General features: G+C 47.2%; 24 protein-coding genes. All 24 read left to right on the top strand.

All coding sequences use genetic code 11. The features are described from left to right. The first annotated feature begins 82 nt into the window (after positions 1-82). The 24 genes from topA (at position 83) to fliP (ending at position 21,637) form a co-directional block, all read left to right on the top strand. A complete protein-coding gene (gene topA / locus KQJ23_RS14790) occupies positions 83-2,185 on the top strand; it encodes a type I DNA topoisomerase (protein WP_216479641.1) in 2,103 nt (700 codons plus the stop codon). Between the two features lie 29 nt (positions 2,186-2,214). Next, complete coding sequence (gene trmFO / locus KQJ23_RS14785; RefSeq protein ID WP_216479693.1) at positions 2,215-3,534, top strand: methylenetetrahydrofolate--tRNA-(uracil(54)-C(5))-methyltransferase (FADH(2)-oxidizing) TrmFO; 1,320 nt, start codon at positions 2,215-2,217, stop codon at positions 3,532-3,534. A 272-nt stretch (positions 3,535-3,806) separates the two neighbouring features. Next, positions 3,807-4,346, top strand: coding sequence for an ATP-dependent protease subunit HslV (gene hslV / locus KQJ23_RS14780; RefSeq protein WP_044478343.1), 540 nt, complete (start codon positions 3,807-3,809; stop codon positions 4,344-4,346). A gap of 16 nt (positions 4,347-4,362) precedes the next feature. Next, positions 4,363-5,766: an ATP-dependent protease ATPase subunit HslU gene (hslU, locus tag KQJ23_RS14775; RefSeq protein ID WP_216479640.1), complete on the top strand. Its 1,404-nt coding sequence runs from the start codon at positions 4,363-4,365 to the stop codon at positions 5,764-5,766. Between the two features lie 374 nt (positions 5,767-6,140). Beyond that, positions 6,141-6,548, top strand: a complete 408-nt coding sequence (gene flgB / locus KQJ23_RS14770; RefSeq protein ID WP_216479639.1) for a flagellar basal body rod protein FlgB — start codon at positions 6,141-6,143, stop codon at positions 6,546-6,548. Positions 6,549-6,554: 6 nt separating this feature from the next. Further along, complete coding sequence (gene flgC, locus KQJ23_RS14765) at positions 6,555-7,010, top strand: flagellar basal body rod protein FlgC (protein WP_216479638.1); 456 nt, start codon at positions 6,555-6,557, stop codon at positions 7,008-7,010. A gap of 38 nt (positions 7,011-7,048) precedes the next feature. Continuing rightward, complete coding sequence (gene fliE, locus KQJ23_RS14760; RefSeq protein ID WP_216479637.1) at positions 7,049-7,363, top strand: flagellar hook-basal body complex protein FliE; 315 nt, start codon at positions 7,049-7,051, stop codon at positions 7,361-7,363. 34 nt (positions 7,364-7,397) lie between these two features. Continuing rightward, positions 7,398-8,990, top strand: coding sequence for a flagellar basal-body MS-ring/collar protein FliF (gene fliF / locus KQJ23_RS14755; protein WP_216479636.1), 1,593 nt, complete (start codon positions 7,398-7,400; stop codon positions 8,988-8,990). Between the two features lie 11 nt (positions 8,991-9,001). Then, positions 9,002-10,018: a flagellar motor switch protein FliG gene (gene fliG, locus KQJ23_RS14750; protein WP_216479635.1), complete on the top strand. Its 1,017-nt coding sequence runs from the start codon at positions 9,002-9,004 to the stop codon at positions 10,016-10,018. After that, the gene (locus KQJ23_RS14745; protein WP_216479634.1) at positions 10,011-10,877 is read left to right on the top strand and encodes a FliH/SctL family protein; all 867 of its coding nucleotides are present in this window, start codon (positions 10,011-10,013) and stop codon (positions 10,875-10,877) included. The genes fliG and KQJ23_RS14745 overlap by 8 nt, the downstream gene beginning before the upstream one ends. Beyond that, positions 10,855-12,177, top strand: coding sequence for a flagellar protein export ATPase FliI (fliI, locus tag KQJ23_RS14740; protein WP_216479633.1), 1,323 nt, complete (start codon positions 10,855-10,857; stop codon positions 12,175-12,177). The genes KQJ23_RS14745 and fliI overlap by 23 nt, the downstream gene beginning before the upstream one ends. Positions 12,178-12,187: 10 nt before the next feature. Further along, positions 12,188-12,631, top strand: coding sequence for a flagellar export protein FliJ (fliJ, locus tag KQJ23_RS14735; protein ID WP_216479632.1), 444 nt, complete (start codon positions 12,188-12,190; stop codon positions 12,629-12,631). 114 nt (positions 12,632-12,745) lie between these two features. Then, positions 12,746-13,633 (top strand): MotE family protein, encoded by an 888-nt coding sequence (locus KQJ23_RS14730; RefSeq protein WP_346779404.1) that lies wholly within the window; start codon positions 12,746-12,748, stop codon positions 13,631-13,633. 32 nt (positions 13,634-13,665) lie between these two features. Then, the gene (locus KQJ23_RS14725) at positions 13,666-15,078 is read left to right on the top strand and encodes a flagellar hook-length control protein FliK (RefSeq protein ID WP_216479630.1); all 1,413 of its coding nucleotides are present in this window, start codon (positions 13,666-13,668) and stop codon (positions 15,076-15,078) included. A 19-nt stretch (positions 15,079-15,097) separates the two neighbouring features. Then, entirely contained in the window at positions 15,098-15,607 is a 510-nt protein-coding gene (locus tag KQJ23_RS14720) for a flagellar hook assembly protein FlgD (protein WP_216479629.1), read from the top strand. 5 nt (positions 15,608-15,612) lie between these two features. Then, entirely contained in the window at positions 15,613-16,002 is a 390-nt protein-coding gene (locus KQJ23_RS14715; RefSeq protein ID WP_216479628.1) for a TIGR02530 family flagellar biosynthesis protein, read from the top strand. Positions 16,003-16,092: 90 nt separating this feature from the next. Then, the gene (flgG, locus tag KQJ23_RS14710; protein WP_216479627.1) at positions 16,093-16,914 is read left to right on the top strand and encodes a flagellar basal body rod protein FlgG; all 822 of its coding nucleotides are present in this window, start codon (positions 16,093-16,095) and stop codon (positions 16,912-16,914) included. 58 nt (positions 16,915-16,972) lie between these two features. Then, positions 16,973-17,197, top strand: a complete 225-nt coding sequence (locus tag KQJ23_RS14705) for a flagellar FlbD family protein (RefSeq protein ID WP_044478357.1) — start codon at positions 16,973-16,975, stop codon at positions 17,195-17,197. Beyond that, complete coding sequence (locus KQJ23_RS14700) at positions 17,194-17,667, top strand: flagellar basal body-associated FliL family protein (protein ID WP_216479626.1); 474 nt, start codon at positions 17,194-17,196, stop codon at positions 17,665-17,667. The genes KQJ23_RS14705 and KQJ23_RS14700 overlap by 4 nt, the downstream gene beginning before the upstream one ends. Positions 17,668-17,709: 42 nt before the next feature. Then, positions 17,710-18,708 carry a flagellar motor switch protein FliM gene (gene fliM, locus KQJ23_RS14695; protein WP_216479625.1) on the top strand — a complete coding sequence of 333 codons (999 nt, stop codon included), beginning with the start codon at positions 17,710-17,712 and terminating at the stop codon, positions 18,706-18,708. Further along, positions 18,698-19,933 (top strand): flagellar motor switch phosphatase FliY, encoded by a 1,236-nt coding sequence (gene fliY, locus KQJ23_RS14690; RefSeq protein WP_216479624.1) that lies wholly within the window; start codon positions 18,698-18,700, stop codon positions 19,931-19,933. Before fliM ends, fliY begins: the two co-directional genes overlap by 11 nt. Positions 19,934-19,959: 26 nt before the next feature. After that, complete coding sequence (locus KQJ23_RS14685) at positions 19,960-20,325, top strand: response regulator (protein ID WP_216479623.1); 366 nt, start codon at positions 19,960-19,962, stop codon at positions 20,323-20,325. A 53-nt stretch (positions 20,326-20,378) separates the two neighbouring features. Continuing rightward, positions 20,379-20,876 carry a flagellar biosynthetic protein FliO gene (locus KQJ23_RS14680; protein WP_346779403.1) on the top strand — a complete coding sequence of 166 codons (498 nt, stop codon included), beginning with the start codon at positions 20,379-20,381 and terminating at the stop codon, positions 20,874-20,876. Further along, complete coding sequence (gene fliP, locus KQJ23_RS14675) at positions 20,873-21,637, top strand: flagellar type III secretion system pore protein FliP (protein ID WP_216479621.1); 765 nt, start codon at positions 20,873-20,875, stop codon at positions 21,635-21,637. Before KQJ23_RS14680 ends, fliP begins: the two co-directional genes overlap by 4 nt. Positions 21,638-21,642: the final 5 nt, after the last annotated feature.

Genomic DNA, 21,642 nt, shown 5'->3' with positions numbered 1-21,642 from the left:
CTAACTGAGAGTGGCTTGTTCAAGTGACTATATACTGTGTATTTTATTTAAGTGTTGTGATGTCTGAGAGGAGGATGAACCTGTGGCGGATTCACTCGTCATCGTGGAGTCGCCTGCCAAGGCGAAAACGATTGGCAAATACTTAGGGAGCAAATACATCGTGAAAGCCTCAATGGGACATGTTCGCGATTTGCCCAAAAGCCAAATTGGGGTTGAAGTAGAGAATGACTTCAGTCCGAAGTATATTACGATCCGCGGAAAGGGTTCTGTATTAAAAGAGTTAAAGGATGCCAGTAAGAAGGTAAAGAAAATTTATCTGGCGGCTGACCCCGATCGTGAAGGTGAAGCAATCGCTTGGCACTTGGCTCATGTACTGGATCTGGACCAGACGGAAAGCTGCCGGGTCGTATTTAATGAAATTACAAAGCAAGCTGTAAAGGATGCTTTCAAGACCCCGCGTAAAATCAATATGGATCTCGTTAATGCCCAGCAGGCCAGACGGATTCTGGACCGCCTTGTCGGTTATAAGGTGAGCCCGTTATTATGGAAGAAAATCAAAAAAGGAATGTCGTTTGGACGGGTCCAATCGGTAGCACTCAAGATTATATTGGACCGTGAGAACGAGATTTCCGAATTTACACCGGAAGAATACTGGACTATTACGGCGAAGCTGAAGACCGGGGATACTGCCTTTGAAGCGAAATTCCATCAATTTAAAGGTCAGAAGCTGGAATTGAAGAGCGAGGATCAGGTTCAGGATATCCTGAAATCGATCGGAGACGCTTCTTTCAGCGTAGCAGAAGTGAAGGAGAAAGAACGCCTCCGTCATCCTGCTGCGCCGTTTACGACCAGTTCGCTGCAGCAGGAAGCGGCCCGCAAGCTGAATTTCCGTGCTGCCAAGACAATGTCGGTTGCCCAGCAACTGTATGAGGGTGTAGATCTCGGCAAGGAAGGTACCGTTGGTCTTATTACGTATATGCGTACCGACTCGACGCGTATCGCCGCCTCTGCACAGGAGGAAGCGAAGGAATATATTCTGGGAAAATTCGGAGAGGCCTTTGCTCCCGAGACGCCGCGTCAATATTCCAAAAAGGCGGCCAGTGCGCAGGATGCCCACGAAGCGATCCGTCCCACCTCGGCACTGCGGGATCCGGAATCGGTTAAGGCGTTCACCAGCCGCGATCAATACCGGCTCTACAAGCTGGTCTGGGAGCGTTTCATGGCCAGTCAGATGTCCTCTGCCGTATTGGATACGATGTCGGTGGATATCAACGCGGGCGAAGCGGTCTTCCGGGCTGTCGGATCCAAAATCCGCTTCCATGGCTTCATGAAAGTGTATGTAGAAGGCAATGATGACGGCACGACTGAAGACGATAAGTTTCTCCCGCCAATGCAGGAAGGCGAAGCTCTGAAGGTGGATGAGATCGAGCCGAAGCAGCACTTTACCCAGCCGCCGCCCCGATATACGGAAGCTCGTCTGGTCAAGACACTGGAGGAACTCGGGATCGGACGGCCAAGTACGTATGCGCCGACACTGGAGACGATCCAGAAACGCGGCTACGTGGCGATCGAGGAGAAGAAGTTTATGCCTACTGAATTGGGCGAGCTTCTTATTGAACAGACGGAACAGTTTTTTCCGGAGATTCTTAATGTAGAATTTACGGCTCATATGGAGGAAGACCTTGACCATGTGGAGGAAGGATCTGAGGACTGGGTCCGGGTGCTGGGCGAATTTTATGAATCATTCGAGAAGCGTCTCCGTGTTGCTGAAGAAGAAATGAAGGAAGTCGAGATTGAAGACGAGGTCTCCGATGAATTGTGTGAAAAATGCGGCAAGCCTATGGTATATAAGCTGGGCCGTTTCGGGAAGTTCCTGGCATGCTCCGGATTTCCGGATTGCCGGAATACGAAGCCGATCATCAAGGATATTGGTGTAATCTGTCCAAAGTGTAAGGAAGGGCATGTGGTTGAACGGCGCAGTAAAAAGGGCAGAATTTTTTATGGCTGCGACAAATACCCGGAATGCGACTTTGTGTCATGGGATAAGCCCTCTCCGAAGCCTTGTCCTAATTGCGGCTCCTTGCTTGTCGAGAAGCGCAAAAAGCAGGGGGGCAAGCTGCAATGTACGGCTTGCGACTTTACGGAGCAGATCGAAGATCAGGATGACGATAGCATTGAAGATTGAGTGACAGCAAGATCTGGGAGGATAAGACATTGACAGACACGAAGAAGGTAACTGTCATCGGAGCGGGTCTGGCTGGCAGTGAAGCCGCATGGCAGCTTGCCAGCCGAGGCGTTCCGGTGAAGTTATATGAAATGCGGCCGGTCGTAAAGACACCGGCCCATCATACTGATAAATTTGCCGAGCTCGTATGCAGCAACTCGCTGCGGGCCAACGGGCTTACCAATGCGGTGGGTGTGCTGAAGGAAGAGATGAGAATGTTGAATTCTCTGGTCCTCGGCTCGGCTGACCGCAATGCGGTGCCTGCCGGAGGAGCGCTTGCTGTCGACCGTGACGGGTTTTCCGGCGAGATCACCACTTCTCTTCATGAGCACCCGCTTGTAGAGGTTGTAAATGAAGAACTCACCCAGATTCCTGAAGATGGAATTGTAGTTATTGCAACCGGTCCTCTGACGTCTCCGGCGTTATCGGAGCAAATCCGGAAATTAACGGGTGAGGATTATTTCTATTTCTACGATGCGGCTGCTCCGATTGTGGAGAAGGATTCCATCGATATGAGTAAAGTGTACCTGGCTTCTCGCTATGATAAGGGCGAAGCGGCTTATCTGAATTGTCCGATGAGCGAGGAAGAGTTCGATGCCTTTTACGAGGCTCTAATTACGGCCGAGGTCGCACAGCTCAAGGAATTTGAGAAAGAGATTTATTTTGAGGGCTGCATGCCGATAGAGATTATGATGCGGCGCGGCAAGCAGACGGCGCTGTTCGGACCGATGAAGCCGGTTGGCTTGGTCAATCCGCATACCGGAACACTTCCTCATGCGGTAGTGCAATTGCGTCAGGATAATGCCGCGGGAACCTTGTACAATTTGGTCGGCTTCCAGACTCATCTGAAGTGGGGAGAACAAAAGCGAGTATTTTCAATGATTCCCGGACTTGAAAATGCCGAATTTGTCCGGTACGGGGTCATGCACCGGAATACCTTTATCAATTCTCCAAAGCTGCTGTCTCCAACTTATCAGCTCAAGGAACGTCCGACTCTTTTCTTTGCAGGCCAAATGACCGGTGTGGAAGGGTATGTAGAGTCTGCTGCTTCCGGCTTGATCGCAGGAATTAACGCTGCTCAAGCTTATCATGAACGGGAAGGGATTGTATTTCCGGAAGATACGACGCTCGGAAGCATGGCGAGATATGTTACGAATGCGGATGTGGAGCATTTTCAACCCATGAATGCGAATTTCGGCCTGTTTCCAAAGCTGGATACCAGATTCCGGAAGAAGGCGGAGAAGAATGAAGCGCTGGCGCATCGGGCGCTGGACAGTCTGAGGTCTTTTATTGATACGGAAGGACTATAAGTGCGAGTTCAATAAGTCAACTTATCAGCACCGAGAAGGTTGCGAGAACCCGAAGAAGGAGGAGCGGAGTGTAGGCAGACCCTACATGAGCGAAATGCTTCCAAAGGAAGCATACCTCGTAAGCATTCGCTTGGAGTTTTAGGGTGAACGAAAGATTCGATGTCGAATTTACCTCTTGAATTACTTCGTGTGATCAAAAGATGACTTTTTGAATAACCTCTATAAATATACGGTAATTCAGCGAGCTAATCAAAAAGGAAGGAAGCGGTACGATGATTCCTAGTTTTCATGCCACGACAATCTGTGCTGTTCGCCAGAATGGCAAATGTGCTATTGCGGGGGACGGACAGGTTACCTTCGGCGAGAGTGTTGTCATGAAACAAACAGCCAAGAAGGTTCGCAGATTATATCGAGGACAGGTTATAGCAGGATTTGCAGGCTCTGTTGCAGATGCGATCACCTTGTTCGAGAAATTTGAGGCTAAGCTGGAGGAACATCACGGCAACCTGCAACGCGCAGCTGTCGAATTAGCCAAGGATTGGCGACAGGATCGGGTGCTCCGAAAGCTGGAGGCATTGATGATCGTTATGGATCGTTCTGGAATGTTGCTTATTTCGGGGGGCGGAGAAATCATTGAGCCTGATGATGAAGTGCTGGCTATCGGATCAGGCGGCAATTTTGCACTGTCGGCTGCCAGAGCCTTGAAGCGGCATACCCAGATGGAAGCTAAAGAGATTGCTTATGAAGCACTCAAAGTGGCTTCTGAAATTTGTGTCTATACGAACAGCAATATTATAGTTGAAGAACTATGACCGGAGGGATGCTGCAATGCAAAACGCTAATTTGACGCCCAGACAGATCGTAGCTGAGCTCGACAAGTATATTGTAGGACAGAAGCAGGCGAAGAAATCGGTTGCTGTTGCACTCCGGAACCGTTATCGCCGCAGTTTGCTCAGCGATGAGGTTCAAGACGAGATTGTACCTAAAAATATATTAATGATTGGCCCTACAGGTGTAGGGAAGACGGAAATTGCCCGCAGACTTGCGAAGCTGGTGGGAGCTCCTTTTGTGAAGGTGGAAGCTACCAAATTCACTGAGGTGGGATATGTCGGACGTGATGTAGAATCCATGGTGCGCGATCTAGTGGAGGGTGCGATTCGTACAGTCAAGCTGGAGCGGACGGAGAAGGTGAAGGATCGGGCCGAGGAACTGGCGAATGAACGACTGGTTCAAATTCTAGTTCCGTCCGGAAACAAGGCTAAAAACAATCGTAATCCGTTCGAGATGCTGTTTGGCAATCAGAATGACAATAATGCTCCTGCAGAAGGCAAGGAAGAGGAAGACAGTCAGGTGACAGAGAGCCGTCGGCAGGTGCGGTTCAAATTGCTGTCCGGGCAACTTGAAAATGATATAGTCGAGATCGAGGTTGAGGATCATTCCCCGACGATGATGGATATGTTTGCAGGGCAAGGCAATGATCAGATGGGAATGAATATGCAGGAGATGTTCGGCAATATTTTGCCGAAGCGCACGAAGAAGCGCAAGCTCTCGGTAAAAGAAGCGCGCAAAGTGCTGACGCAGGAAGAGGCTGCCAAGCTGATTGATCAGGATGATCTAATCCAGGAGGCAGTGGAGCGTGCAGAGCAGTCCGGCATTATTTTCATCGATGAAATTGACAAGGTGGCCAGTAAAGGGCAAGGCTCGGGTCCTGATGTATCCCGCGAGGGCGTACAGAGAGATATCCTTCCGATCGTGGAAGGTTCTACAGTTATGACGAAGTATGGTCCTGTGAAAACAGACTATATCCTGTTCATTGCGGCCGGTGCCTTTCACATTGCGAAGCCATCCGATTTGATTCCCGAGCTTCAAGGGCGCTTTCCGATCCGGGTCGAGCTCAGCAGTTTGTCACTGGATGATTTCGTCTCCATTTTGACTGAGCCCAAGAATGCGCTCACTAAGCAATATACAGAACTGCTTCGGACAGAGAATATCGAGATTGAATTTTCTTCAGACTCGATTCGAGAGATTGCTTCAATTGCAGCCAATGTAAATGCTAATAATGAAAACATCGGAGCCCGCCGTCTGCATACGATCTTGGAGAAATTGCTTGAGGATCTATCTTTCGAGGCCCCAGAATTAACTTTGGAGCGGATGGTCATTACGCCTGAGTATGTCCGGGACAAATTGGGGGATATTGCCAAGGACCGCGATTTAAGTCAATACATTTTATAGGATACGAATTGCTAATATGAGGCCATAGGACCCAATTATTCTCGGGTCTTGTGGTCTTTTGTCGTTTGTGTGTATTTATTATCAGAATAATCAGACGAACTTCTCATTAAAATTGCAAAAAAATACAAATTGTACCTATTTTATCATTAAAAACATGAAAGATAGTGCTTTTTTCATATTGTAAATATGTCGATTCTACACGAAACTTAGGATATATGACATTCTCCTAGTTTTTTCAAAAGTAGGACATTCGAAAGACAATGATTCTGTAATTATTTGTCGAAAAAAAGAGGGATTTGTGAAGTCTTGTGGAAGTAGAAGAGGAAGGTTTTCAGAAAGAAATTGGAAGTAAGTAGTTTTGAGGAGGCAGCAGCATGCAATTGTTAAACGGCATCGGGTTTCAACGGCTTGAAACCGCGCTGCAGGCGGCTAATCTGAGACAAGAGGTGCTCGTCGGCAACATAGCAAATGTGGATACGCCTTATTACAAACGGTCAAGCGTATCATTTGAAAATTTACTGAAAACGGAAATGAACAGCATGACTCCCTCATTAGTTGGGCGGCGAACAAACGAAAAACATATGGAAATAGGTCTTTCGGCTCAAAATGCTCGGCCGACGGTCACCGTCGACCGATCGACTTCGATGAATAATAACTTGAATAACGTGGACATTGACAGTGAAATGACCCAACTCGCGGAAAACCAGTTGCGTTACAACGCATATGTAGAACAGGTCAATTACCAGATTAAGATGAAACGGGTCGCAGTGGAAGGGAGATAGTGAGACATGAATATCAGCAACAGCTTTAGTATAAGTGCCTCAGCACTTACTGCCCAACGGCTTCGTATGGACGTGGTGTCTTCCAACATTGCCAACGCAGAGACAACAAGAGCATCGGTAGTGGACGGTAAAGCGGTTCCGTATCGTCGAAAGACGGTAGTGATGTCACCCCTGAATACCGGCAGCTTTAGTGAAACCTTGAATCAGGCGCTGGGAAGTAATAAGACGGCAAGTCGTGGGGTTAAGGTAACTGCCATTAAGGAAGATAGTTCTGACTTCAAACCGGTTTATAATCCGACGCACCCGGATGCAAACAGTGAAGGGTATGTATATATGCCTAATGTTGATGTTTTGAAAGAAATGGTAGACGTCATGTCGGCCTCCAGATCGTATGAAGCTAACGTCACTGCGCTAAATGCCAGTAAGGCTATGATCACCAAAGCATTGCAGATTGGTAAGTAACGGATATTCGAAACCTATAGAGACGGGAGTGGTGAAAATTGATTCAAAGTATTGACTTTAATGCTTTAAATAGCGTGAGTTCTGTTGGAAACACCTCGGGAAAAACAGCGGTATCTCAGACTCCTGCTGAAAGCATGAAAAACTTTGGAGCTTATCTATCCGATGCATTGGATAGTGTTGCAGCACAGGAAAGCAATGTACAGGTAATGAACAATAAATTTTTGCTTGGACAGGTCAGTGCTGATGAAGTCATGATTGCTTCAGAACAAGCGATGTTAAGTTTGCAGTTGACTACGCAAGTGAGAAACAAGGTCATAGAGGCTTATCAAGAAATTATGCGTACGCAAATTTAACGAATTTTCAGGACGCTTGTGATGGGGTGACATTGTGAATGAAAGAATAGCCCAGTATCGGACGAAAGCTGCCGAATTCTGGAACCGATTCAGTAATAAGCAGAAAATCATGCTGTTTTCCACGGTTGGAATCATAATGCTTGCTATCGTATTGCTAACCATACAGTTCTCGAAAACTGAGTATGAGGTAGCTTTTACAAATCTTGATTCTTCCGATGCGGCCGGGATCATCAAACATCTTGAAACCGGCGGAATTGCTTACAAGCTTGGTGCTGATGGGACGAGCATATCTGTTCCGAGTAAAGATGCTTCCAGAGTGAAGGTCGATGTAGGTTCCCAAGGTATTGTTCAGAATGGCTCGATCGGATGGGAAGCCTTCAATGAAGGATCATCCTTGATCGGAATGACTGATAATGAGTTTAATGTCAAATACAAAAGCGCTCTGAACGGCGAGGTTGAACAGTTGCTTAAGCGGATGCATGGCATTCAGGATGCAAAAGTATTGATCAATTTGCCGGCAGAGAACGTTTTTGCCAGTCTTAATGAAAAAGAAAAGGCCTCTGCTTCTGTGGTTGTAACCTTCAAATCCGGTTATCGTCCGGATCAGGAAGCGGTTGACGGGTATTTCAACTTAGTAAAGACCTCTGTACCGAATCTGCCGATTGAAAATATATCACTCTCCTCCAGCGATGATTCCATCCTGTTGCCGACCGGAGAGGGCAAGGGACAGATCGGTTCGCTGACCACAGCCGTACAAGAAAACTTAACGCTTCAGAAAAAGTTCGAAAGTGATGTGAGGCAAAGCGTTAGACAGTTTCTGGCTCGATTGATGGGTCAGGATAGCGTCGAGGTCCTCGTTACGTCTAAGCTGAATTTCGATCAGATCAGCCAGAAGGAAAACCTGGTAACCCCCGTGGATACGGAAAACATGAAGGGGATTGAAATCAGCGCTGAACGAATTCAAAAAAGCTATACCGGTCAAGGCACGTCGGATAGCGGTGTAGCAGGAACAGGTGAAACGGATGTAGCTAATTATCCGGCAGCAGATAATAGCAACACTACGACTTCCTCAGAGGAATCCTCCTCGACGGTTAACTATGAAGTTAACCGAATTACTAAGGATATTATTGCTAGCCCATATGTTATTAAAGATTTAACCATTAACGTTGCTGTTGAACCACCTAACGGACAAGAAACTTTAGATCCTGCTACAAAATCAGCAATCGAAAATGTCTTGGCTAATATTGTTGGTTCCTACCTAGCAGATTCTGGTAGTACCTATACAGACGATGAACTGCTTAAAAAAGTTTCGGTGTTGTCCCAAGCTTTTCATAAGGACGATACAAAAACTTCTGGACTCAGTCTTTCCAGCCCGCTGGTATGGGGAGCTCTTGCAGCAGCGTTGCTTGCCATTGCCGGGGTCGTAGTCGTACTGGTACGCCGTGGACGAAAACAGAATGAAGAAATCGAAGAGGAAATTCCTATGCCGCTTACTCCGGAATTCCCATCGATTAATCTGGATACTGTTACAAATGAAAATCAGGTGCGCAAACAGCTAGAGACGCTGGCCAAGAAAAAGCCGGACGAATTCGTCAATTTGCTCCGTACCTGGCTGGCTGACGAATAGAGGTGAACGCATTGTCAAAATCAACGACTCCCATATTATCAGGCAAGCAGAAAGCGGCGATTTTACTTATAACGCTTGGACCTGAAGTATCGGCACAAATTTTTAAGCATTTGCGTGAGGATGAAATTGAGCAACTAACCTTGGAAATCGCTAATGTCCGTAAGGTAGACAATACGGAAAAAGACATGATCATGTCGGAATTTCACCAAATTTGTCTGGCACAGGAATATATAACTCAGGGCGGGATCAATTACGCCAAGGAAATCTTGGAGAAGGCGCTTGGTCAATCCAGAGCGATTGATATCATTAACCGCCTTACAGCTACGCTTCAAGTTCGACCATTTGATTTTGCCCGCAAGGCAGATCCTAACCAGATTCTGAACTTTATTCAGAATGAGAATGAACAGACGATTGCTTTAGTCTTGTCCTATCTGCAATTCGAACAAGCAGCGGCAATTCTGTCCTCGCTTCCTCAGGAAAAGCAAGCTGAGGTGGCGAGAAGAATTGCGATGATGGACAGCACATCGCCGGAGGTTATTTCTCAGGTGGAGCGTGTGCTGGAGCAAAAGCTCTCGGCGACGGTTACTCAGGATTACACCACTGCCGGGGGACTCGAGGCGATTGTTCAAATCCTCAACGGCGTCGATCGCGGAACAGAACGTACGATTCTCGATTCACTGGAGATTCAGGATCCGGAATTGGCCGAAGAGATCAAGAAACGCATGTTCGTTTTCGAGGATATTGTCAATATCGACAACCGCTCGATCCAGCGCATTATCCGCGACGTCGAGAATGCCGATTTGCAGCTTGCGCTCAAGGTGGCAAGCGAAGAGGTCCGCGACGCTGTATTCCGCAATATGTCCAAGCGGATGTCGGATACGTTCAAGGAAGAAATGGAATTTATGGGGCCTGTGCGGTTGCGTGATGTTGAAGAAGCTCAGACCCGGATTGTGGCTACGATCCGCAGACTGGAAGATTCCGGTGAGATAATCATTGCCCGTGGCGGAGGAGATGACATCATTGTCTAATTTGATCAAAGTATCCCAGTATGTGCCGGTTGAAGTTCTCAAACAACTGAATTTGGCAAGGACATATGATGTCCCTGAGGAGCAGCGATCAGATGAGGAGGAGCACCAGGCGGCTGAAGTCGTACACAAGCCTTCGGCCCAGGATCTAGCCGCTGAAGAAGCAAGAAACCAAATGTTATCTGATGCCAAGGATTTTGCTGAATCCCAGATTAGAATCGCGTCGGAACAGGCAGAACGTATGCTGGAAGAGGCAAAGGCGGAGATAGAACGTTGGTGGAATGAACGGCGGGAGCAGGATGAGCATTTAATCGAAGCTGTTAAATCCGAAGCCTTCAATGAAGGCTATGAAGAAGGGAAACAGCGCGCTCTGGAAGATCTGCAGGATGAAATCTCCGGAAAGATGGCTGAAGCTTCTGCTGTACTCCAGCAGGCCTATGTGGAGAAGGATCAAATTATTCAAGAAGCTGAACCGTTCCTGGTTGAACTTAGTTGTGCGATTGCCGAAAAAGTGATCGACAAGCAACTGGAGATGAATCCGGATTACACCATTGATTTGATCAAAAAAAGTTTGTCTCGTAAAAAAGAACAAGGCATATTGACCCTGTGTGTATCTCCAGCTCAATTCTCATTTGTGCAGGCAGCTAGAGAAGAATTAAGTCTGGTGATCGATTCACAAGCAGAACTGCAAATTCTTCCCGATCCGGCCGTACACGACAAGGGCTGCGTAATCCGTTCTTCGTTCGGCAGCGTAGACGCCAAAGTTGATACTCAGCTTAAGGAAATCAAGAAGGAGCTTCTGCGAATCTCCAGACAAAGTGACGAATGGAGTAGCGGAGATGGTGAGTATGAAACCAGATAGATACATTGAACATCTAAGACAAGTGGATCCGGTGCGAATTAACGGAAAAGTAACCCAGGTGATTGGACTCATGGTTGAATCCGAAGGACCGGATGCAAGTATCGGCGACGTCTGTTATATCTATCCGGGGAAATCCACCCAACCGCTGCAGGCGGAGGTCGTGGGGTTTCGTGATAATAAGGTGCTGCTGATGCCTTTAGGCGAGTTAACCTCTATCGGTCCAGGCTGTGATGTGGTGGGAACCGGGAAGCCCTTAACGGTTCAGGTTGGTTCTGAATTGCTCGGCAAGGTGCTCGATGGATTGGGACAACCTCTGGATGGCTCCTTGCTGCCTTCGCGAATGGGACATTACTCAACCTCGAATAAACCCATGAATCCTTTGACACGGCCGCGAGTAGCGGAGCCAATCAGTATCGGGGTTCGGGCCATTGACGGACTGCTTACGATCGGCAAAGGTCAACGCGTGGGGATATTTGCCGGTTCTGGTGTCGGAAAGAGTACCTTGATGGGAATGATCGCCCGGAACACCGCAGCTGATGTCAACGTCATCGCTTTGGTCGGTGAACGGGGGAGAGAGGTGCTGGATTTTATCGAACGGGATTTGGGACCGGAGGGTCTTGAGCGTTCTGTCGTAATCGTGGCAACCTCTGATCAGCCAGCGCTTATTCGGATGAAGGGGGCGCTTATCGCCACTTCAATTGCTGAGTATTTCCGCGATCGAGGGCTGAATGTCATGCTGATGATGGATTCAGTCACGCGCTATGCAATGGCGCTTCGCGAAGTCGGGCTCGCCGTTGGCGAACCGCCTGCAATGAGAGGGTATACGCCTTCCGTGTTTGCGGCGTTGCCTAAACTGATGGAACGGGCGGGGACAGGTCCGACAGGCTCAATCACGGCCTTCTATACCGTGCTCGTCGACGGGGACGACATGAATGAGCCGATCGCCGATGCAGTGCGGGGGATTCTGGACGGGCACATCGTGTTGAACCGGAATATAGCGAACAAAGGACACTTTCCGGCGATTGATATTTTGGCCAGCATCAGTCGGGTGATGAAGGATATCGTATCTGACGATCAGAATGATGCAGCGGAAAATTACAAGCGTCTCCTAGCCGTCTATAAGGAATCGGAGGATCTGATCAACATCGGAGCCTATCAGCATGGATCAAATGCGGCTATTGATGAAGCCATCGATGCAATTCAGAGCATTAATAGCTTTTCCAAGCAAAAAGTGAATGAAAAAGTTACTCTCGAGGAATCTCGAGCACGCTTGATATCAGAATTTTCGGGTGGGAGCTGAGCAGTAGAGCATGAAATTCCGTTACGTCTATCAAAAGGTCGTCGATTTAAAAACCAATGAAAAGACGCAGGCTGAGTGGATGTTGTCTGCGGCAGTTGGAGAACTGCAAATGGAACAGTACTCACTGGAGCAGCTGAACGAAGAGCGGAAGCGAATCTATTTTACTCTTCAGGACGAAATGGAAAACAGCGCTTCGATGATCAAGCTGCAAGAGCTTCAACGCTATCTCGAGCATCTGAACGAATGTATTCTCCGCAAAACTGGAGATGTACAGCGTGCAGAACAAAAGGTAGAGCAAAAAAAGACAGTATTGACCGGAAAAATGCTGGACGAAAAGGTATGGCTCAAGGCGAAAGAAAAGGCCAATGATAAATTTCAGCATGAGAGCCTTCTTCGGGAACAGAACGAACTGGATGAAATGGCTACGGTCCGCTTTGCCATGAGAGGCCGGTAATCGGAGGCAGTGCCAATGCATTAGGTTTGCGAAGGAGGAATCAAGATGGCTCAGAATGATTTTGAAGAAGAAATTGAGGAATCGGTAGGCGGATTTTCGCGATTCTTGTTTTTTATGACACCGATTCTCTTTACTGTAGTGCTGCTTGGGGTATTGCTGGCTTTATTCAATATGAATTTTCGTGAATCGCTGATAAATTTCGGTGAGAGAATTCCAATCGTCAGAAACTGGATCCCTGATTCTGCTTCTAAAGTTGCTTCAACCGAAACGGATGATAGTGAAATCAGTGCGGAAGAGGAAGAGCAGAAGCAGCGGGAAAGTACTGAAGCTACATTAAAGCAGTTGAAAGAACAGGTGGCAGAGCAGGAGGCTCAGCTTGCAGAAGCCAACAAGCAGGTTTCTGAGCAGGCCACTAAAGCCCAGGAGCTGGAACAACAGCTGGAAGCTGAAAAGGAACAGCAGACGGCCGTTGAACAGAGCGAAGCTCAAGCAGCTTATCAAAGAGAAGTAAAAAAATTGGCGCAGCTCTATGCAGGAATGAGTCCAAGCAAAGCCGCGGCGATCTTTGATAAGCTGACCACCGAGGAAGCAATTCAAATGCTGAGTGTGATGAACAATGAGAGCAAGGCGGCTATTCTTGAGAAAATGGACGCCCAGAAAGCTGCTGATATTTCAATTATGCTGAAGGATGTAAATTCTTCTGAAGATCTGGCGATTGCGGCTTTGCAATCCAGGCTTAAAAAAGAGGCCGCTGAAGAAGCTGGATCTACACCGTCAGCATCAACGGGTCTAACGGATACTCAGTTGAGTCAAACTTTCTCGTCGCTCCCGGCTGAGTCAGCTGCCAAACTGATTGTACAGACTTACAAAATCAGCCCTGACAAAGCATTAAGAATTCTTAAAGCAGTCGGGGATTCAACAAGATCAAGCATTTTAGAAGAGATGATGAAGGCGGATGAACAGCTGTCCGTCAAGATCATGAATCAACTGGTAACAAAATAAGACATTGAAGAATTATGAAAGGAGGTGAAAAAATGAGTCAATCTGTATCTAATGTATCTTCTAACTCCGCGCTAGGAGGCTTGTGGACCGGTTCGGCAACCAAAAGCTCGGGCACGCAAGGAAGTGATTCTGCCTTTGGCTTGGCGTTATCAACCATGATTGGCGGAGAAGCGGCAACTCAAGAAGGCGGTTTGGCGGCACAGCTGACCTTGTTGTCCTTGGCTAATTCATCCGAGAATGCTGAGAATAATGCCGAGGTAGATTTGGCAGGGTTGCTTGAAGGACTAGTTGCACAGCTGGAGGAAGCTGACAAGGAATCTTCCTATAGCGGGGAGCTTTTGGACATGCTTCAAAGCTGGTTGCAAAGTGCGATTTCTTTCCTCAATAGTACATCCAATCAAGTGGCAGAACAGAATGCTTCCAACGAAGCATTGCTGACTTTGGCGGAACAGCCGCAGACGATCCGTTTTGCATTACAAGATGTGATAATGCAACTTGCGCAAAGAAGCGGTACGAATCAACCAGAGCTTACAAATGTGACCTCCGGGCAAGCGACATCGATTCTGGAGTCTCTTCAAGCCATCCTGACGAATGCGGGAGTGTCTGCAGAGAAAGGCACAGCAGACCGCAACCGCCAAACTGCTGGAAGTGAATTTGCAGGGAAGCTGGTCAACCAGCTAGGATTAGCGAATCAGGATGCAAAGCAGCTTCAGACCACCGGAATAACCAATCATCGATTTGCTGCTGATAGCCTAAAGACTGTCACTGACACGGCTCCGCTCCAGGTAGTACAGCATGTCGAAGAATCAAATCCGGCAGCCGGCAGCAAACAGGCCGTAACCGAGAGTTCCCTAACTGAGACCGATGGTTGGATTCAGTCTGGAACGATCGTAACAGCCGGTCAACTTGCACTTCGTGATAATTCTGCGGCAGCATTGAAGATTCCGGCAACCCAGGTTCCTGTGGAAAAATTCAGTGAAGAAGTCGGCAAGTTTATCGTAAACAAGCTAGAGATTATCAAGGCTGGCGGTGTTTCCGAAGCAAGAATCTCTCTCTATCCTGAACACCTTGGTCAAGTGGACATAAAAATCACGATGCAAAATGGCCATATGGTTGCTCAGTTCGTGACAGAGCATTTGTTTGCAAAGGAATCTCTTGAAGGTCAAATGGCCCAACTGCGTTCTGCGCTTCAGTCTCAGGGTCTGCAAGTAAATAAGCTGGAAGTGACGCAAAATGCCGGCTTGTCTTCGCATATGTATCAGGATGGCCGTCAACAAGGGAATTCTTCCAACTTGAATCAACAGCATAGCGACAGACGCCGTAACGAAATCCGAGAAGAAGACCTTCTTTCCGTACAGGATTTGAATGAAGAATGGACGGAATGGATGACTGAGGTTCGGACACGTGAAGCTGGATTGGGCAGTTCTTTTGTCGCACGAGTCTAATGGAAGGAGGTACACAAACATGGCTACATCTATTAATACGACCTCTGTTTGGTCCAACTACTCCAGCTCAAATGCTTCTACGCAAACCAATAATGAATTAGGTAAAGATGCATTTCTCAAGCTGATGATCACGCAGATGCAGAATCAGGATCCTTTGTCTCCCATGGACAACAAAGATATGATCGCCCAGATGGCGCAATTCACATCCGTGGAGCAGCTAGTTAACATCTCCTCTCAATTATCGGCAATGAGTCAATCTCTGGGGAATAACTCTGGATTGATTGGCAAAGTTGTCAGCTGGTTAGGAGAGACGAAAACAGGGAATTACGATATATCTACAGGAACTTCTGAAGTTATTACAACTTATGAGAGCGGCCTGGTGGATTCCATTATTGTTCGTAACGGCGTGCACTATGTCAAGGTTGGAAGCAAGGAAATCCAAATCTCGGACATTCAGCAAGTTGAAGACGCACCGGAAGAAAATGCAGGTGTGGTTGAAGATCTCTCAGGCAGCGGCCAAGGGGAGTGATTCAAATGAACGAACCGATCCGTATCGGAGCCCTTTATCCGGGCAAGATCCAGCCGGGTATATCGACAGCAGGGAAGCGTCCGGGGAACTCGGATACATCTTCAACAGTTGAATTTAAAGATGTCCTTCAGAGCAAGCTGCTTCATTTCAGTAATCATGCTGTCAAGCGTTTAGAGCAGAGAGGTATTGAATTGAAGCCGGAACAGATTCAAAAGATAGAATCTGCGATTGAGCATGCTGCTGCTAAAGGGGCTAAAGACTCGCTGATTTTACTTCAAGATATGGCGCTAATTGTGAATGTAAGCAATCGAACCGTAGTGACTGCGATGGATGGGAGCAGCATGAAAGACAATGTATTCACGCAAATCGATAGCGCCGTCATCATCTCATCATGATTATGGCTGGCCCGGTATCGGAAGCCAATGAGGACGCGGATCGAATGATGCGGCCTCAACTTCAAATTTTATTTTAGGAGGAATTAAAAGATGCTTAGATCCATGTATTCGGGCGTTTCAGGAATGCGCGGTTTTCAGACCAAGCTGGACGTAATCGGGAATAACATCGCGAATGTGAACACCGTCGGCTTTAAGGCTGGACGTGTTATGTTTAAAGACATTATGAGCCAGACAGTATCGGGCGTAACTGCACCTGAGGAAGGAGAGAGCGGTGGTATTAATGCCAAGCAGATCGGACTCGGTGTATCGATCGGATCCATCGACACGCTGCATACCGGCGGTAGCGCGATGACGACAAATAATCCGCTTGATTTGCGGATTGACGGGGACGGTTTTTTCCTGGTTAAGTTGTCACCAGATCAAGACGTAGCTTTCCTCACTCGTGCAGGAGATTTCCACCTGGATGCTTCCAGACAATTAGTTACATCTGACGGCCTATTGGTTTGTGACGCGGGCGGAGAGCCTCTTGCGGCGCTCGGAGAAGATGTGACTGCTTTCTCAATCTCTGCCGACGGCACGATCGTTCAAAAGATGAGTGATGGTACAACTGAAGCAGGCGCTCAAATTGGTGTTGCCAAGGTATCAAATCCAGAGGGCTTAGAGAAAATCGGAGGTAATCTGTATCGGATGACTTTGAACGCTCATGCAGAAGGCGAACTCGTCCCTACAACTGCGAATAACGCCGAAGATGGCACAGGGGCAATTGTGGCCGGTCAGCTTGAAATGTCCAACGTCGACCTGACGGGCGAATTTACTGAGATGATCGTTGCTCAACGTGGTTTTCAGGCGAATTCGCGCATTATCACAACTTCTGATGAAGTTCTTCAGGAAGTCGTTAACCTGAAACGCTAGGATGAACGGGGACGGGGAAGGATAAACTTCCTTCCCTGGCCCGATTGGAGGGAGAGTATTGATTTCTGTAACAAGGTTGAACGGTTCGCCGATGTGGCTTAATGCACTAATGATCGAAACTGTCGAAGAGACTCCGGATACATACGTAACGCTGATTACCGGCAAGCGTATCATCGTTCTGGAAAAAGCAGCAGAAGTCATTGCGATGGTCAAGGAGTACTATAGCGAGATCGGTATCCACGCTGCAACCATTAAAGTGCAACAAACGGAGGAATTGTCATGAAAAAAATGGTGCCATGGCTAATTACGATTTTACTTGCCATCACGCTGATTGTACTCGCCGCTTTTCTATTAATGAACCAAATGACACGTCCCGAAGCAGGAACAGAAGTGAACGCTTCGGTTGCCGAGGTAGGTTCGCCTCCAAGGCTGTCGGCTGAAGAACTAGTGAAGGTAACGGCAACAATTGATCAAATAAAAACGAATTTGTCGGATCCTAACTATGTCGTAGTTATCAATTTTGCGTTTCAGCTTGACAAAGAGGCGTCTAAAGCATCCTTTGATCAAATTAAGGATTTTAAGGTGAAGCCAATCATTATTAAAACTCTTGCGGACACGAATCCGGAAGATTTGACCGGATCTATAGGCAAAGACAATCTTAGCTCAAAGCTGCTGAACCTGATCAACCAATCACTTCCAGAAGGAAAAGTGGTACAGATCGATATTACCGATTACATCATAACAACAATATAAACATATCGGTCGCATTCCATTTTTGTTAAGGAGGTGAGTTGTTTGGTAGATGTATTATCGCAAAATGAGATTGACGCATTGCTGGCCGCACTTTCCTCCGGTGAAATGGATGCCGAGGAATTGAAGAAGGAAGAGACGCAAAGAAAGATCAGATCTTATGACTTCAAAAGAGCGGTCCGCTTCTCCAAGGATCATATTCGAAGCTTAACGCGAATCCATGAAAACTTTGCCAGGTTCCTCACCACTTATTTCTCGGCACAGCTTCGGACATTCGTACAGATTAATGTGGTGCAGGTCGAACAGCTTCCTTACGATGAGTTTATTCGCTCCATACCTAAAATGACGATTTTGAATATCTTTGAGGCTGAACCTCTTGAAGGCAGAATGGTGCTGGAGGTACATCCCAACGTTGCGTTTGCCATGCTGGACAGACTTCTTGGCGGTGTAGGGACAGCCCCTTCAAAAATCGGCTCTTTAACTGAAATTGAAACGATTATTATGGAGCGTATATTCAGTAGAGCTTTTGAAAGCTTACAAGAGGCTTGGAAGACGGTTATCGATATTAATCCGCGAATGGAGGGTTTGGAGACAAATCCTCAGTTTATGCAGATCGTATCGCCGAATGAGACGATTGCATTGATATCGCTGAGCACGAAGATCGGGGACACCTCGGGGATGATTAATCTATGTATCCCTCATGTCGTCATCGAGCCGATTATGTCTAAGCTGTCCGTGCATCACTGGTTTGTATCCCAGAAAAAAAATCGCGCTCCCGAAGAAATTGACGCATTGCAGCATCGCGTCAATCGCGCAAAATTGCCGATTGTTGCGGAGCTTGGCGAGTCTCAGATCTCAGTGAAGGAATTTCTGGAACTGCAAATCGGCGATGTGATTTCGCTGAACAAGCAGGTTGAAGATGGGCTTGCCATCAGAGTAGGGAACCGGCTTAAATATATCGGAAGTCCAGGGATGACAAGAGATAGGGTTGCCGTTCAAATTGATGAAATTGTCAGCGAAGGAGTTGAGGAACTTGACGAGTAAAGATTATTTATCACAGGAAGAGATTGATGCGCTGCTTAAGCAGTCTATGTCCGATCCTGTACCTGCTGAGAAAACCGTATCTGATTATCTCACGCCGCTTGAACAAGACGCCTTGGGGGAAATCGGAAACATCACCTTTGGTAGTGCAGCTACTGCATTGTCCACATTGCTGAATAGAAAAGTAGATATTACTACTCCTAAAGTTTCGATCATTAACCGTGCTCAGTTCGAAACGGAATTTCCTAAGCCGCATGTAGCTATTCATGTTCAATATGTGGACGGGTTCGAGGGAGTTAACTCCTTGGTTATTAAGACGCGCGACGCCCAAGTCATTGCGGATTTGATGCTGGGAGGAGAAGGGAATCCTGCGGAGGAGGAATTGAATGAGATTCACATCAGTGCGGTTCAAGAAGCAATGAACCAAATGATGGGCTCATCGGCAACCTCCATGTCTACGATTTTTAATCGGTTTGTAAACATTTCGCCACCAGGGATTGACATCCTCGATATGTCTGACGGCTCGGGTGCGAACAGTCTGCCTCCAGACGAGACATTGATCAAAATTTCGTTCCGGTTAACGATCGGGGATCTGATCGACTCCACGATCATGCAGCTGTTAACAGTTAACTTTTCAAAAGAAATGGTAGAGAGCTTGATTGGTGGGGCATCAGCAGACAGCCAGCCGCAGAGCGCAGCGGAAGAAGTAGCCGCAGCAGCCCCGGTATACGAAGCTCCTGCGCCGACCTTCCAGCCATCAAATGAACCTATGCAACAGCAGGCTTATCAGCAACCACCGTATCAGCAGCCTAATCAGCCGCAAATGCAGCAGCCGGGATACTATTATCCTCCGCAAGAACGGCCGTATAATGAGCCGCAGCATTTTGGAAATGGCGGTGGGCGCGGAATTAATGTACAGCCTGTTCAGTTCGCAAATTTGGGGAATCCGGCTTTCGGCCAAACCGACGCAAATAATTTAAACTTATTGATGGACATTCCCCTCAAAGTCACCGTAGAATTAGGAAGGACCCAAAAGCAGATCAAAGATATTCTGGAATTGTCACAGGGTTCGATTATCGAGTTGGACAAGCTGGCCGGGGAGCCGGTTGACATATTGGTAAACAATAAGTTGATCGCTAAAGGCGAGGTTGTCGTTATCGATGAGAACTTTGGTGTTCGGGTTACAGATATAGTGAGCCAATGGGACCGCATTCAAAAATTACAATAGAGAACCTTAGGGAGGATTTTTAATCAATGGCTAACCGAATTCTTATCGTGGACGATGCAGCATTTATGAGAATGATGATCCGTGATATTTTGACAAAAAACGGATTTGAGGTTGTTGGTGAAGCACAGGACGGAGCACAAGCTGTCGAAAAGTTTAAAGAGTTGCGTCCGGATCTTGTTACTATGGATATTACGATGCCGGAGATGGATGGAATTGCGGCATTGAAAGAGATCAAGAAAATGGATGCGAATGCTAGAGTTATTATGTGTTCTGCGATGGGTCAACAAGCGATGGTTATTGATGCGATTCAAGCAGGCGCAAAAGATTTCATCGTGAAGCCGTTTGCGTCTGACCGAGTTATCGAAGCGATTAACAAAACCTTGGGATTGTAGGCTAGGCTATGTTTCTTTCACAGCAGGAAGGGCCTTTGGATCTAGGCGGTGACGTGAATATCTGGAGCAATCTGATTTCGGTCATTTTTGCACTTGCTCTAATCATCGCTTTGATAGTTCTAGTGATTAAATTCTTGGGCAAGAGAAACCGGATACTGACGCAGGGCGGGGCTATTCGTACCCTTGGTGCAGTTGGAGTGGGACAGAACAAGTCGCTTCAGGTCGTAGAAATCGGTGATAGAATCTATCTGGTAGGCGTGGGCGAGAATATCACCTTACTTGATAAAATTACCGACGTGGAAGAGATACTGGCGGTTCAGCAGGCTTTTGAGAGTGAAGGGAGCGAGTTTGCGGGGATATCCACGCTGTTCAGTGGCCTCATCTCCCGTATTCGCAAAGTGCCTGCTTCAGAGTCAGAAGAGCTTGATGAAACGGCTTTTCACGAAGTGTTTCACTCTCAGTTGCAGAAAATGCCTAACCGCAAGTCACAGATGGAAGCACTGCTGAAGGATGAGGAACAACAATCTACAGATCGGTTGAGGGATTCATGAAGAATAAGATCCTTGTTTTAACTCTGCTTTTGGTTTTCATGAGCGTTTTTGTTGTAGCTACTGCATCGGCTGCCCCAGTAGACCCTATTCCGGGGATAGACATCTCAATCGGCGGGGGAGCGGGCTCGGAAGCTGGGACGAGCTCTTTATCCTTGATTCTAATCATTACTGTATTGAGCGTAGCGCCGGCTATTCTGGTGCTTATGACGAGCTTTACCCGGATTGTAATCGTACTGGGATTTGTACGGAGTTCACTTGGGACGCAGTCTATGCCACCCAACCAAGTGCTGATAGGTCTGGCTTTGTTTTTGACCCTTTTCGTTATGAGTCCGACATTGTCAACTGTGAATGAAGTGGCTCTTCAACCCTATATCAAGGGTGAAATTTCACAGACAGAGGCTTTAGACAAGGCTGCTGTTCCGATGAAGAAGTTTATGTATTCACATACACGACCTAAGGATTTACAGCTTTTTATGAGCTACACCAAGACGGAAAAACCTGAGAGTTACGAAGATATCCCGTTAACTGTTATGGTTCCCGCTTATGCCATCAGTGAACTTAAAACGGCATTTCAAATGGGCTTCATGATATTTATCCCCTTTCTGATCATCGATATTGTAGTTGCAAGTGTGCTTATGTCTATGGGGATGATGATGTTGCCACCGGTAATGATCTCATTACCGTTTAAGATTTTGTTGTTTGTTCTAGTGGATGGTTGGTACTTGGTTGTGAAATCGCTATTGGCGAGCTTTATAACGTAATATCT

The organism is Paenibacillus brevis (genome assembly GCF_018919145.1).
Classification (GTDB): Bacteria; Bacillota; Bacilli; order Paenibacillales; family Paenibacillaceae; genus Fontibacillus; species Fontibacillus brevis.
Note: the sequence above shows the minus strand (reverse complement) of the source record. Positions and strands in the feature narration are given on the sequence as shown.

Coding starts and splice junctions, on each gene's coding strand:
- hslU (WP_216479640.1), top strand. CDS start 4,363: ATGCAAAACGCTAATTTGACGCCCAGACAGATCGTAGCTGAGCTCGAC.
- KQJ23_RS14700 (WP_216479626.1), top strand. CDS start 17,194: ATGAAAAAAATGGTGCCATGGCTAATTACGATTTTACTTGCCATCACG.
- KQJ23_RS14715 (WP_216479628.1), top strand. CDS start 15,613: ATGAACGAACCGATCCGTATCGGAGCCCTTTATCCGGGCAAGATCCAG.
- flgC (WP_216479638.1), top strand. CDS start 6,555: ATGAATATCAGCAACAGCTTTAGTATAAGTGCCTCAGCACTTACTGCC.
- fliJ (WP_216479632.1), top strand. CDS start 12,188: ATGAAATTCCGTTACGTCTATCAAAAGGTCGTCGATTTAAAAACCAAT.
- hslV (WP_044478343.1), top strand. CDS start 3,807: ATGATTCCTAGTTTTCATGCCACGACAATCTGTGCTGTTCGCCAGAAT.
- KQJ23_RS14725 (WP_216479630.1), top strand. CDS start 13,666: ATGAGTCAATCTGTATCTAATGTATCTTCTAACTCCGCGCTAGGAGGC.
- fliP (WP_216479621.1), top strand. CDS start 20,873: ATGAAGAATAAGATCCTTGTTTTAACTCTGCTTTTGGTTTTCATGAGC.
- KQJ23_RS14730 (WP_346779404.1), top strand. CDS start 12,746: ATGACACCGATTCTCTTTACTGTAGTGCTGCTTGGGGTATTGCTGGCT.
- KQJ23_RS14685 (WP_216479623.1), top strand. CDS start 19,960: ATGGCTAACCGAATTCTTATCGTGGACGATGCAGCATTTATGAGAATG.
- KQJ23_RS14720 (WP_216479629.1), top strand. CDS start 15,098: ATGGCTACATCTATTAATACGACCTCTGTTTGGTCCAACTACTCCAGC.
- fliI (WP_216479633.1), top strand. CDS start 10,855: ATGGTGAGTATGAAACCAGATAGATACATTGAACATCTAAGACAAGTG.
- flgB (WP_216479639.1), top strand. CDS start 6,141: ATGCAATTGTTAAACGGCATCGGGTTTCAACGGCTTGAAACCGCGCTG.
- flgG (WP_216479627.1), top strand. CDS start 16,093: ATGCTTAGATCCATGTATTCGGGCGTTTCAGGAATGCGCGGTTTTCAG.